This window comes from Pseudomonas sp. YeP6b (assembly GCF_025642995.1).
Classification (GTDB): Bacteria; Pseudomonadota; Gammaproteobacteria; order Pseudomonadales; family Pseudomonadaceae; genus Aquipseudomonas.
The window spans coordinates 6,150,300-6,162,574 of the sequence record NZ_CP080090.1; the positions used below are offsets into that span (position 1 = coordinate 6,150,300).

General features: G+C 55.7%; 16 protein-coding genes. 1 reads left to right on the forward strand and 15 read right to left on the reverse strand.

What is annotated here, in order from left to right; translation table 11 throughout:
* The first annotated feature begins 67 nt into the window (after positions 1 to 67).
* The gene (gene uvrA, locus KZH41_RS27790; RefSeq protein WP_094950480.1) at positions 68 to 2,902 is read left to right on the forward strand and encodes an excinuclease ABC subunit UvrA; all 2,835 of its coding nucleotides are present in this window, start codon (positions 68 to 70) and stop codon (positions 2,900 to 2,902) included.
* A 65-nt stretch (positions 2,903 to 2,967) separates the two neighbouring features.
* On the opposite strand, the gene bfr is transcribed toward uvrA, so the two are convergent.
* The 15 genes from bfr to rpsH all read right to left on the reverse strand — a co-directional run bounded on the left by bfr (position 2,968) and on the right by rpsH (position 12,185).
* Entirely contained in the window at positions 2,968 to 3,432 is a 465-nt protein-coding gene (gene bfr / locus KZH41_RS27795) for a bacterioferritin (protein ID WP_015886133.1), read from the reverse strand.
* A gap of 155 nt (positions 3,433 to 3,587) precedes the next feature.
* Entirely contained in the window at positions 3,588 to 5,042 is a 1,455-nt protein-coding gene (locus tag KZH41_RS27800; RefSeq protein ID WP_242152971.1) for a catalase, read from the reverse strand.
* A gap of 249 nt (positions 5,043 to 5,291) precedes the next feature.
* Positions 5,292 to 5,678, reverse strand: coding sequence for a 50S ribosomal protein L17 (gene rplQ, locus KZH41_RS27805; protein ID WP_007918448.1), 387 nt, complete (start codon positions 5,676 to 5,678; stop codon positions 5,292 to 5,294).
* 41 nt (positions 5,679 to 5,719) lie between these two features.
* Positions 5,720 to 6,721, reverse strand: a complete 1,002-nt coding sequence (locus KZH41_RS27810; protein ID WP_003176403.1) for a DNA-directed RNA polymerase subunit alpha — start codon at positions 6,719 to 6,721, stop codon at positions 5,720 to 5,722.
* A gap of 22 nt (positions 6,722 to 6,743) precedes the next feature.
* On the reverse strand, positions 6,744 to 7,364 hold the full coding sequence (gene rpsD, locus KZH41_RS27815; protein ID WP_003210056.1) for a 30S ribosomal protein S4: 621 nt from the start codon (positions 7,362 to 7,364) through the stop codon (positions 6,744 to 6,746).
* 18 nt (positions 7,365 to 7,382) lie between these two features.
* Positions 7,383 to 7,772: a 30S ribosomal protein S11 gene (gene rpsK / locus KZH41_RS27820; RefSeq protein WP_002555466.1), complete on the reverse strand. Its 390-nt coding sequence runs from the start codon at positions 7,770 to 7,772 to the stop codon at positions 7,383 to 7,385.
* 30 nt (positions 7,773 to 7,802) lie between these two features.
* Complete coding sequence (gene rpsM, locus KZH41_RS27825; protein ID WP_003210063.1) at positions 7,803 to 8,159, reverse strand: 30S ribosomal protein S13; 357 nt, start codon at positions 8,157 to 8,159, stop codon at positions 7,803 to 7,805.
* A 129-nt stretch (positions 8,160 to 8,288) separates the two neighbouring features.
* Positions 8,289 to 8,405, reverse strand: a complete 117-nt coding sequence (gene rpmJ, locus KZH41_RS27830; RefSeq protein ID WP_002555468.1) for a 50S ribosomal protein L36 — start codon at positions 8,403 to 8,405, stop codon at positions 8,289 to 8,291.
* A 27-nt stretch (positions 8,406 to 8,432) separates the two neighbouring features.
* On the reverse strand, positions 8,433 to 9,761 hold the full coding sequence (gene secY, locus KZH41_RS27835; protein WP_094950471.1) for a preprotein translocase subunit SecY: 1,329 nt from the start codon (positions 9,759 to 9,761) through the stop codon (positions 8,433 to 8,435).
* On the reverse strand, positions 9,762 to 10,199 hold the full coding sequence (rplO, locus tag KZH41_RS27840; protein WP_003176407.1) for a 50S ribosomal protein L15: 438 nt from the start codon (positions 10,197 to 10,199) through the stop codon (positions 9,762 to 9,764).
* A gap of 3 nt (positions 10,200 to 10,202) precedes the next feature.
* Complete coding sequence (gene rpmD, locus KZH41_RS27845) at positions 10,203 to 10,379, reverse strand: 50S ribosomal protein L30 (RefSeq protein ID WP_003176408.1); 177 nt, start codon at positions 10,377 to 10,379, stop codon at positions 10,203 to 10,205.
* A gap of 2 nt (positions 10,380 to 10,381) precedes the next feature.
* Positions 10,382 to 10,882, reverse strand: coding sequence for a 30S ribosomal protein S5 (gene rpsE / locus KZH41_RS27850; protein ID WP_003176409.1), 501 nt, complete (start codon positions 10,880 to 10,882; stop codon positions 10,382 to 10,384).
* Positions 10,883 to 10,885: 3 nt separating this feature from the next.
* Positions 10,886 to 11,236, reverse strand: coding sequence for a 50S ribosomal protein L18 (gene rplR, locus KZH41_RS27855; RefSeq protein ID WP_003186037.1), 351 nt, complete (start codon positions 11,234 to 11,236; stop codon positions 10,886 to 10,888).
* Between the two features lie 10 nt (positions 11,237 to 11,246).
* The gene (rplF, locus tag KZH41_RS27860) at positions 11,247 to 11,780 is read right to left on the reverse strand and encodes a 50S ribosomal protein L6 (protein WP_003176412.1); all 534 of its coding nucleotides are present in this window, start codon (positions 11,778 to 11,780) and stop codon (positions 11,247 to 11,249) included.
* A 12-nt stretch (positions 11,781 to 11,792) separates the two neighbouring features.
* The gene (gene rpsH / locus KZH41_RS27865) at positions 11,793 to 12,185 is read right to left on the reverse strand and encodes a 30S ribosomal protein S8 (RefSeq protein WP_003176413.1); all 393 of its coding nucleotides are present in this window, start codon (positions 12,183 to 12,185) and stop codon (positions 11,793 to 11,795) included.
* Between the last annotated feature and the right edge of the window lie 90 nt (positions 12,186 to 12,275).

Consider the following 12,275-nt stretch of genomic DNA (forward strand, 5'->3'; position numbering starts at 1 on the left):
AGTGTATATTCATCCAGTCTTTAGCCGTATACTCCTGCATTATTTACGCCCGCCGTGCGAGGCCATCTTGGACAAGATCCTGATTCGTGGGGCTAGAACCCACAACCTGAAGAACATCGACCTGACCCTGCCCCGGGACAAACTGATCGTCATCACCGGCTTGTCCGGGTCCGGCAAATCGTCCCTGGCGTTCGACACGCTGTATGCCGAAGGTCAGCGTCGCTATGTGGAATCGCTGTCGGCCTATGCACGCCAGTTCCTGTCGATGATGGAAAAGCCCGACGTCGACACCATTGAAGGCCTGTCGCCGGCGATCTCCATCGAGCAGAAGTCGACCTCCCATAACCCACGCTCCACCGTGGGCACCATCACCGAAATCTACGACTACCTGCGTCTGCTGTATGCGCGCGTGGGTATTCCGCGTTGCCCGGACCACGATATTCCGCTGGAAGCCCAGACCGTCAGCCAGATGGTCGACCTGGTGCTGGCTCAGCCGGAAGGCGCCAAGCTGATGCTGCTGGCGCCGGTGATTCGTGAGCGTAAAGGTGAACACCTTTCGGTCTTCGAAGAGTTGCGTGCGCAAGGTTTTGTGCGCGCGCGCATCAACGGCAAGCTCTATGAGCTGGATGAAACGCCGAAGCTCGACAAGCAGAAGAAGCACTCCATTGATGTGGTGGTCGACCGCTTCAAGGTGCGCGCCGACTTGCAGCAGCGTTTGGCCGAGTCGTTCGAAACCGCGCTGAAACTGGCGGACGGTATTGCACTGGTTGCGCCAATGGATGACGAGCCGGGCGAAGAGATCATCTTCTCTGCGCGCTTTGCGTGCCCGATCTGTGGCCATGCCATCAGCGAGTTGGAACCCAAGCTGTTTTCCTTCAACAACCCGGCCGGCGCTTGCCCGACGTGTGATGGGCTTGGGGTTAAACAGTTCTTCGACATCAAGCGCCTCGTCAACGGCGAGCTGACCTTGGCGGAGGGCGCGATACGCGGTTGGGACAGGCGTAACGTCTACTACTTCCAGATGCTGGGGTCATTGGCCTCGCACTATAAATTCAGCCTGGAAGTGCCGTTCAACCAACTGCCGGCGGAGCAGCAGAAGGTCATCCTGCACGGCAGCGGTTCGCAGAATGTCGACTTCAAATACCTGAATGATCGTGGCGATATCGTCAAGCGCTCGCACCCGTTCGAAGGCATCGTGCCGAACTTGGAACGGCGCTACCGCGAGACTGAGTCGGCGAGCGTGCGCGAAGAACTGGCCAAATTCCTCAGCACTCAGCCTTGCCCGGATTGCCGCGGCACTCGTCTGCGTCGCGAAGCGCGGCATGTGTGGGTGGGTGAGAAAACGTTGCCGGCAGTGACCAACCTGCCGATCGGCGATGCCTGTGAGTATTTTGCCGGGCTCAAGCTGACCGGACGCCGTGGGGAGATTGCCGACAAGATCCTCAAGGAAATCCGTGAGCGCCTGCAGTTCCTGGTTAACGTCGGCCTGGATTACCTGTCGCTGGATCGCAGCGCGGATACCTTGTCTGGCGGTGAAGCCCAGCGGATTCGCCTGGCCAGCCAGATTGGCGCCGGCCTCGTGGGCGTGCTGTACATCCTCGATGAACCGTCGATTGGCCTACACCAGCGGGACAACGACCGTCTCCTGGGAACGCTGAAACATCTGCGGGACATCGGCAACACCGTGATCGTGGTCGAGCATGATGAAGACGCGATCCGCCTGGCGGATTACGTGGTCGACATCGGCCCGGGCGCGGGTGTGCACGGTGGGCATATTGTTGCCGAGGGCACGCCGGCCGAGGTCATGGCTCACCCGGATTCGTTGACCGGTAAGTACCTGTCCGGCCGCGTGAAGATTGCAGTGCCGGCCAAGCGTACGCCACGCAACAAGAAGATGGCGTTGCATCTCAAGGGCGCGCGCGGCAACAACTTGCGCAATGTGGACCTGGAAATTCCTCTGGGCCTGCTGACCTGTGTGACCGGCGTTTCCGGTTCGGGTAAGTCGACGCTGATCAACAACACGCTGTTCCCACTGAGTGCCACCGCCTTGAACGGCGCGACCACTCTGGAAGCGGCTGCACACGACAGCATCAAGGGCCTGGAGCATCTGGACAAAGTCGTCGACATCGACCAAAGCCCGATCGGCCGTACACCGCGCTCCAATCCCGCGACCTATACCGGCTTGTTCACGCCAATACGCGAACTCTTCGCCGGTGTGCCGGAATCCCGCTCGCGGGGTTATGGGCCTGGTCGGTTCTCGTTCAACGTCAAGGGCGGGCGCTGCGAAGCGTGCCAAGGCGATGGCTTGATCAAGGTGGAGATGCACTTCCTGCCGGACATCTACGTGCCGTGCGATGTGTGCAAGAGCAAGCGTTATAACCGCGAAACCCTGGAGATCAAGTACAAGGGCAAGAACATCCACGAAACCCTAGAGATGACCATCGAGGAAGCGCGGGTGTTCTTCGACGCGGTGCCAGCGTTGGCGCGCAAGCTGCAGACGCTGATGGATGTGGGCCTGTCGTACATCAAGCTAGGGCAATCGGCGACAACGTTGTCCGGTGGTGAGGCGCAGCGCGTGAAGCTGTCGCGCGAGCTGTCCAAGCGCGATACCGGCAAGACCCTGTATATCCTCGATGAGCCGACCACAGGCCTGCACTTTGCGGATATTCAGCAATTGCTGGACGTGCTGCACCGCTTGCGCGACCACGGCAACACAGTGGTGGTGATCGAGCACAACCTGGATGTGATCAAGACTGCCGACTGGTTGGTGGACCTGGGGCCGGAAGGCGGCTCCAAGGGCGGCCAGATTATTGCGGTCGGTACGCCGGAGCAGGTCTGCGAGATGCCGCAGTCGCATACCGGCTACTACCTGAAGCCGTTGTTGGCACGCGACAAAGCCTGATTTATCCGGCGCATGAAAAAGCCCCTGTCACTTTGCGGTGACAGGGGCTTTTTTGTAGCCGGGAATCAGAACTGCGATTGCAGGTAATTCTCCAGGCCAACCAATTTGATAAGGCCCAACTGCTTTTCCAGCCAGTAGGTATGATCTTCTTCGGTGTCATTCAACTGCACGCGCAGAATTTCGCGAGTGACATAGTCGTTGTGCTGCTCGCACAGCTCGATGCCCTTGCAGAGTGCGGCACGCACCTTGTATTCGAGGCGAAGGTCAGCTGCGAGCATGTCAGGCACCGTGGTGCCCACATCCAGGTCGTCGGGACGCATACGTGGCGTGCCTTCGAGCATCAGGATGCGGCGCATCAGCGCATCGGCGTGCTGCGCCTCTTCCTCCATTTCGTGGTTGATACGTTCGTAGAGCTCGGTAAAGCCCCAGTCCTCGTACATACGCGAATGGATGAAATATTGGTCACGAGCTGCCAGTTCGCCCGTCAGCAACGTGTTGAGGTAATCGATTACGTCGGGGTGACCTTGCATCGCCCTACATCTCCCTGCTTGAAAGTCTGTAGTTTGAACCATGATGACCCGGAGGTCACGGGACCAACGGCAGAAAAGTGAAGATTTCCGGAGAAAAGTAGCTGAAATAACGCAAAAACCGCCCAAATGAGGGCGGTTCTGCTTATCGTTTAGACTTAACTAAGCGTTACGCCCAGTGCCCTTGCGATTGCTTCTCCATAAGCCGGGTCTGCGTTGAAGAAGTGCTGCAGTTGGCGTTGGACTACATCGCTGGAAACACCCGCCATCGCACCGCTAATGTTGCTGATCAGCAGAGTTCTCTGACTATCATTCATCAAGCGGAACAACGCGCCTGCATGACTGTAGTAGTCGGTGTCTTCACGCTGGTCGTAACGATCTGCCGAGCCGCTCAACGCCAAAGGCGGCTCAGCGTACTGTGGCGCTTGTTTCGGTGAATTAGCATAGCTATTCGGCTCATAGTTAGGTGACGCGCCGCCGTTAGTGCCAAAAGCCATTGAGCCATCACGTTGATAGGTATGGGCATTCGCAACAGGCAGAGGCGCATTGATCGTCAGTTGCTGATGGTTCGTCCCTACGCGGTAGCGGTGGGCATCGGCGTAGGCGAATACACGACCTTGCAGCATGCGGTCTGGCGACAAGCCAACACCCGGAACCATATTACTTGGGCCAAACGCAGCTTGTTCTACTTCAGCGAAGTAATTCAATGGGTTACGGTTGAGTTCCAGTTCACCCACTTCAATCAACGGGAACTCCTGCTGCGACCAGGTCTTGGTCACATCAAAGGGGTTCTCATAGTGCGCGGTGGCCTGAGCCTCTGTCATGACCTGGATATTGACACTCCATTTTGGATAGTCACCGCGCGCAATCGCTTCAAACAAGTCGCGCTGAGCGTAATCAGGATCGGTACCGGCCAGCCGTTCAGCCACGTCAGGCGCCAGGTTCTTGATCCCTTGCTTGGTCTTGTAGTGCCACTTAACCCAGTGGCGCTCGCCTCTGGCGTTGATCAGGCTATAGGTATGGCTACCGAAGCCGTGCATGTGGCGGTAGCCGTCTGGAATACCACGATCCGAGAACAGAATAGTGATCTGGTGCAGCGCCTCAGGCGAGTGCGACCAGAAATCCCACATCATCTGCGCGCTTTTCAGGTTCGTTTGCGGCAGACGTTTTTGAGTATGGATGAAGTCAGGGAACTTCAGCGGGTCGCGGATAAAGAACACGGGCGTGTTGTTACCAACAATGTCCCAGTTACCTTCCTCGGTATAGAACTTCAACGCAAAACCACGCGGGTCACGGGCAGTATCCGCCGAACCACGTTCGCCGCCCACGGTGGAGAAGCGCAGGAAGGTTGGAGTTTTCTTCCCAACGGACTCGAACAGCTTGGCGCAGGTGAGCCGGGTGATATCGCTAGTGACGGTAAAGGTGCCGTGAGCGCCCGAACCTTTGGCGTGCACACGACGCTCTGGGATGTTTTCACGGTTGAAGTGGGCGAGCTTCTCGATCAGGTGGAAGTCGTCGAGCAACAATGGCCCACGAGGGCCGGCAGTGCGGGAGTTCTGGTTGTCGGCGACGGGCGCACCGCTCGCGGTGGTAAGGACTTTGTTCTGGCTCATGCTCAATCTTCCTCAGGTCAGGCTAGAAACTGCCGGCTACTCGGCTTGGAGGGAGTATTGACCATCAAGATGACACCATCAAATGCATTAAATCATGGACTTTGATAGAAAATAACTAATGAACCGCCATAGCAGATAGCTATTTATTTTATGAAGAGCGTCGGCAGCGACGTGAAGAATATAGACAGCTTTTGCATCGCCCACAAAAAACCGGGCACTAGGCCCGGTTCTTCGTTGCAGACTGTCGTCTTACTCGGCGCTTACAGCTTCGCCGGCAGTAGCACGATCAACCAACTCGACGTACGCCATAGGCGCGTTGTCGCCAGTGCGGAAGCCGCACTTGAGGATGCGCAGGTAGCCACCCTCACGGGTAGCATAACGCTTGCCCAGGTCGTTGAAGAGCTTACCAACGATAGCTTTCGAACGAGTACGGTCGAAAGCCAGACGGCGGTTAGCCAGGCTGTCTGTCTTGGCCAAAGTGATCAGCGGCTCAGCAACGCGACGCAGTTCTTTAGCTTTCGGCAGTGTAGTTTTGATCAGCTCGTGCTCGAACAGCGACACCGCCATGTTTTGAAACATGGCCTTGCGGTGCGAGCTGGTACGGCTCAGGTGACGACCACTTTTACGATGACGCATGGTTCATTCCTTACCAAACTCACGTTCGGTGATTACGACGATCAGGCAGTCGCCTTGTCGTCCTTCTTAAGACTTGCAGGCGGCCAGTTGTCGAGGCGCATGCCGAGGGACAGACCGCGGGAGGCCAGAACGTCCTTGATTTCAGTCAAGGATTTCTTGCCCAGGTTCGGAGTCTTCAACAGTTCTACTTCGGTGCGCTGAATCAGATCGCCGATGTAGTAAATGTTTTCCGCCTTAAGGCAGTTAGCCGAACGTACAGTCAGTTCCAGATCGTCAACCGGGCGAAGCAGGATCGGATCGATCTCGTCTTCCTGCTCGATTACCACTGGTTCGCTGTCACCTTTGAGGTCGACGAACGCAGCCAACTGCTGTTGCAGAATGGTTGCAGCGCGGCGGATAGCCTCTTCAGGATCCAGAGTACCGTTGGTTTCCAGATCAATAACCAGCTTGTCCAGGTTAGTACGCTGCTCGACACGGGCGTTTTCCACCACGTATGCGATGCGGCGAACCGGGCTGAACGAAGAGTCAAGCTGCAAGCGACCAATGCTGCGGCTTTCGTCTTCATCGCTCTGACGCGAGTCGGCCGGTTCATAACCACGACCACGAGCTACGGTGAGCTTCATGTTCAGGGCGCCGTTAGACGCCAGGTTAGCGATTACGTGATCGGGGTTAACGATCTCGACATCATGATCCAGCTGAATATCGGCAGCGGTAACCACCCCCGAACCCTTCTTCGACAAGGTCAGCGTAACTTCGTCACGGCCGTGCAGCTTGATAGCCAGACCTTTAAGGTTCAACAGGATTTCAATTACGTCTTCCTGTACACCTTCGATGGCGCTGTACTCGTGGAGCACACCGTCAATCTCGGCCTCGACTACTGCACAGCCGGGCATTGAGGACAACAGGATGCGGCGCAGCGCGTTGCCCAGGGTGTGGCCAAAACCACGCTCGAGAGGCTCGAGAGTGATCTTGGCGCGGGTTGGACTGACAACCTGCACATCAATGTGGCGGGGTGTCAGGAACTCATTTACCGAAATCTGCATGGATGCACCTATTTTCTAGCCCTTACTTGGAGTAGAGCTCGACAATCAGGCTTTCGTTGATGTCGGCGGACAGATCACTGCGAGCAGGAACGTTCTTGAAAACGCCCGACTTCTTCTCAGTGTCTACTTCTACCCATTCTACGCGGCCACGTTGGGCACACAGATCGAGAGCTTGGACAATGCGAAGTTGGTTTTTTGCTTTCTCGCGAATCGCGACCACGTCACCAGCACGAACCTGGTAGGACGGGACGTTAACGGTTTGGCCGTTTACGCTGACGGATTTGTGCGATACCAGCTGACGGGATTCGGCGCGAGTCGAACCAAAGCCCATACGGTATACAACGTTGTCCAGACGGCATTCGAGCAGTTGCAGCAGGTTTTCACCGGTTGCACCTTTCTTGCCAGCTGCTTCTTTGTAGTAGCCGCTGAACTGACGCTCGAGAACGCCGTAAATACGACGGACCTTCTGCTTTTCACGCAGTTGGGTGCCGTAATCGGACTGGCGACCGCGGCGTTGGCCGTGGATACCAGGTGCTGCTTCAATGTTGCACTTCGATTCGATCGCGCGCACGCCGCTCTTCAGAAAGAGATCGGTGCCTTCGCGACGAGCGAGTTTGCATTTTGGACCAATGTAACGAGCCATTCTTTACAATCTCCTGGATTACACGCGGCGCTTCTTCGGCGGACGGCACCCGTTGTGCGGGATTGGCGTCACGTCGGTGATGCTGGCGATCTTATAGCCACAGCCGTTCAAAGCACGGACAGCAGACTCACGACCTGGACCTGGACCTTTGACGTTGACGTCGAGGTTTTTCAGGCCGTATTCCAGCGCAGCTTGACCAGCACGTTCAGCAGCTACTTGAGCAGCAAACGGGGTGGACTTGCGGGAACCGCGGAAACCCGAACCACCAGAGGTAGCCCAAGACAGCGCGTTACCTTGACGGTCGGTGATGGTCACGATGGTGTTGTTAAAAGATGCATGGATGTGGGCGATGCCATCAACCACTGTCTTTTTAACTTTTTTACGAGGACGAGCAGCAGGTTTTGCCATGATTAATTTCCTGTCGATTCGCGTGGGCGATTACTTGCGGATCGGCTTACGCGGACCTTTACGGGTACGCGCGTTAGTCTTGGTACGCTGACCGCGCACTGGAAGACCACGACGATGACGCAGACCACGGTAGCAACCGAGGTCCATCAAACGCTTGATTTTCATGTTGATTTCGCGACGCAGGTCACCTTCAGTGGTGAACTTCGCCACTTCGCCACGCAACAGCTCAATCTGCTCGTCGCTCAGATCTTTGATCTTTGCGGCTGGGTTTACCCCAGTATCTGCGCAAATCTTCTGCGCAGTAGTGCGACCAACACCATAGATGTAGGTCAGCGAGATAACAGTGTGCTTGTTATCTGGAATGTTAACGCCTGCAATACGGGCCATTCAGTGGGACTCCAATTGACAGCTACCTACGCCCCGGAAGCCAAGAAATAGGGCGCGAGATAATATCGCTGTAATAACAAATAATCAACCCGGCAGCGCACTAGCTGCCGGGCTTCAAGCGGATCACACTCAGCCTTGGCGCTGTTTGTGACGCGGTTCCGCGCTGCAAATTACTCGAACAACACCTTCGCGGCGAATAATCTTGCAGTTACGGCACAGCTTTTTCACCGATGCACGAACTTTCATCACCAACTCCTCGAACCTTATGGGTACTCAGCGCAACATGCCGCTGCCGTAACCCTTCAGGTTGGCTTTCTTCATCAGGGATTCGTACTGGTGCGAAACGAGGTGCGATTGTACTTGGGACATGAAGTCCATCACAACCACGACCACGATCAGCAACGAGGTCCCGCCAAGGTAGAACGGAACGTTTGCTGCAACCACCAGGAACTGGGGCAACAAGCACACGGCCGTCATATATAGAGCACCGAACAGGGTCAAACGAGTCAGAACGCCATCAATGTAGCGTGCCGACTGCTCACCTGGACGGATACCCGGAATAAAGGCACCGGACTTCTTCAGGTTTTCCGCTACGTCTTTCGGATTGAACATCAACGCCGTATAGAAGAAGCAGAAGAAAATAATCCCTGCACTAAACAGCAGAATATTCAACGGCTGACCAGGAGCGATCGACTGAGAGAGGTCCTGCAGCCAGCCCATATTTTCAGACTGACCAAACCAGGTACCCAACGAAGCCGGAAACAGCAAAATGCTGCTCGCGAAAATTGCCGGAATAACACCGGCCATATTCACTTTTAGCGGCAAGTGGCTGGTCTGCGCAGCGAAGACCTTACGGCCCTGCTGACGCTTGGCGTAGTGAACAGCAATACGACGCTGGCCACGCTCAATGAACACCACAAAACCGATAATCGCTACTGCCAGCAAACCGATAGCAACCAAGGCGAAAATATTGATATCACCCTGACGTGCAGACTCGAAAGACTGCCCAATTGCTCTCGGAAGACCGGCGACGATACCTGCGAAAATCAACATCGAGATACCGTTACCAACACCACGCTCAGTAATCTGCTCACCCAGCCACATCATGAACATCGCACCAGCCACAAAAGTGGATACCGCGACGAAATAGAAGCCAAAGTCAACAGTGAACGCAATCCCCTGCCCCGCCAAGCCAACGGACATGCCGATAGCTTGAACCAGGGCGAGGACGACAGTGCCGTAGCGGGTGTACTGGCTAATCTTGCGACGACCAGCTTCACCTTCCTTCTTCAACTGCTCCAACTGCGGGCTGACGGCGGTCATCAGCTGCATGATGATCGATGCCGAAATGTACGGCATGATCCCCAGTGCAAAGATGCTCATCCGTTCCAGCGCGCCGCCAGAAAACATGTTGAACAAGCTAAGAATGGTCCCCTCATTCTGTCGAAACAGGTCTGCGAGTCGGTCCGGGTTGATACCTGGAACCGGGATGTGTGCGCCTATTCGGTAGACGATAATCGCCAGGAACAGAAAACGCAGACGAGCCCAAAGTTCAGACATACCGCCTTTGCCGAGCGCTGAGAGAGCACCTTGCTTAGCCATTTATTCCTCGAACTTGCCGCCAGCTGCTTCGATAGCCGAACGCGCACCTTTGGTGGCGCCGATTCCCTTGCCGATAGTGACAGCGCGAGTCACTTCACCGGACAGCATGATTTTCACACGCTGTACGTTGACGTTGATCACGTTGGCATCTTTCAGGGTCTGCACAGTAACGATATCGCCTTCCACTTTAGCCAGCTCGGACAGACGCACTTCTGCGCGGTCCATGGCTTTCAGGGATACGAAACCGAACTTAGGCAGGCGACGATGCAGCGGCTGTTGACCGCCTTCAAAGCCTGGAGCAATGGTGCCACCGGAGCGGGAGGTTTGACCTTTGTGGCCACGGCCACCAGTCTTACCCAAACCGCTACCGATACCACGGCCCGGACGATGCTTTTCGCGACGGGAACCCGGCGCTGGACTCAGATCATTGAGTTTCATCGATTAACCCTCTACACGCAGCATGTAGTAAGCCTTGTTGATCATCCCGCGATTCTCGGGAGTATCCTGGACTTCTACAGTGTGACCGATGCGACGCAGACCCAAACCTTTAACACACAGTTTGTGGTTAGGGATGCGGCCGGTCATGCTTTTGATCAACGTTACTTTAACGGTAGCCATGATCAGAAGATCTCCTTGACAGTCAGACCACGCTTGGCAGCGATGGACTCAGGAGATTGCATAGCTTTCAAACCTTTGAAAGTGGCGTGAACCACGTTTACCGGGTTAGTCGAGCCGTAGCACTTGGCCAGAACGTTCTGAACGCCAGCAACTTCGAGGACAGCACGCATAGCGCCGCCAGCGATGATACCGGTACCTTCAGAAGCAGGCTGCATGTACACCTTCGAAGCGCCATGGGCGGACTTCATTGCGTACTGCAGAGTGGTGCCGTTCAGATCAACTTGGATCATGTTGCGACGAGCAGCTTCCATTGCCTTCTGGATCGCAGCAGGCACTTCACGTGACTTGCCACGGCCGAAGCCAACACGCCCTTTACCATCACCAACCACGGTCAACGCGGTGAAAGTGAAGATACGGCCGCCTTTAACGGTTTTGGCTACGCGGTTAACTTGAACCAGCTTCTCAATGTAGCCTTCGTCGCGCTTTTGGTCGTTATTTGACATAACTTAGAACTCCAGCCCAGCTTCACGAGCAGCATCAGCCAGCGCTTTAACGCGGCCGTGGTACTTGAAGCCAGAGCGGTCGAAAGCCACTTGCGAGACGCCAGCGGCCTTAGCACGCGTAGCGACCAGCTGGCCAACCTTTGTGGCCGCGTCGATGTTGCCAGTGGCACCATCACGCAGTTCTTTATCCAAAGTCGAGGCGCTTGCCAGGACTTTGTTGCCGTCGGCCGAGATGACCTGGGCGTAGATGTGCTGCGACGAGCGGAACACGCAGAGACGCACGACTTCTAGTTCGTGCATTTTCAGGCGTGCTTTGCGAGCGCGACGCAGTCGAGTAACTTTTTTGTCGGTCATTTGCTATGCCCTACTTCTTCTTGGCTTCTTTACGACGGACGACTTCGTCCGCGTAGCGCACACCTTTGCCTTTGTACGGCTCTGGTGGACGGAAGTCGCGGATCTCAGCGGCCACCTGACCTACCAGCTGCTTATCAATACCCTTGATCAGGATATCGGTTTGGCTAGGGGTCTCAGCGGTGATGCCTTCCGGCAGTTCGTAATCCACTGGGTGCGAGAAGCCAAGGGCAAGGTTCAAAACCGTGCCTTTTGCTTGCGCTTTGTAACCAACACCGACCAGCTGGAGCTTACGCTCGAAGCCTTGGCTTACGCCTTGGACCATGTTGTTTACCAACGCACGCGTGGTACCGGCCATTGCGCGAGTTTGTTGATCGCCATTGCGAGCAGCGAAACGCAGCTCACCAGCTTCTTCAACGATCTCAACGGACGAATGGATGTTCAGTTCAAGAGTGCCCTTGGCACCCTTCACCGAAAGCTGTTGGCCTGCGAATTTGACTTCGACACCGGCTGGCAGCTTAACGGGGTTCTTAGCGACGCGAGACATGCTTATCCCCCCTTAGAACACAGTGCAAAGAACTTCGCCGCCGACACCGGCAGCGCGCGCAGCACGATCCGTCATCACACCTTTGTTGGTGGAGACGATAGACACGCCCAGACCGCCACGAACTTTCGGCAGATCTTCAGCGGACTTGTACTGACGCAGGCCTGGACGGCTAACGCGCTTCACTTCCTCGATGACCGAACGGCCTTCGAAGTATTTCAGCTCGATGGACAGCAGTGGTTTGATTTCGCTGCTGATCTGATAACCCGCAATGTAGCCTTCGTCTTTCAGGACTTTGGCAACAGCTACCTTCAACTTGGAAGATGGCATGCTTACGACGGACTTTTCAGCCATCTGGGCATTACGGATACGAGTTAGCATGTCCGCTAACGGGTCCTGCATACTCATGGGCTAGACGCTCCTAATACAAAAAAATTAGCCTTGCGGCTACATATGTCGCCGAGAATCTCCGAGCATAGAAAACACGGGCTCAGGCGA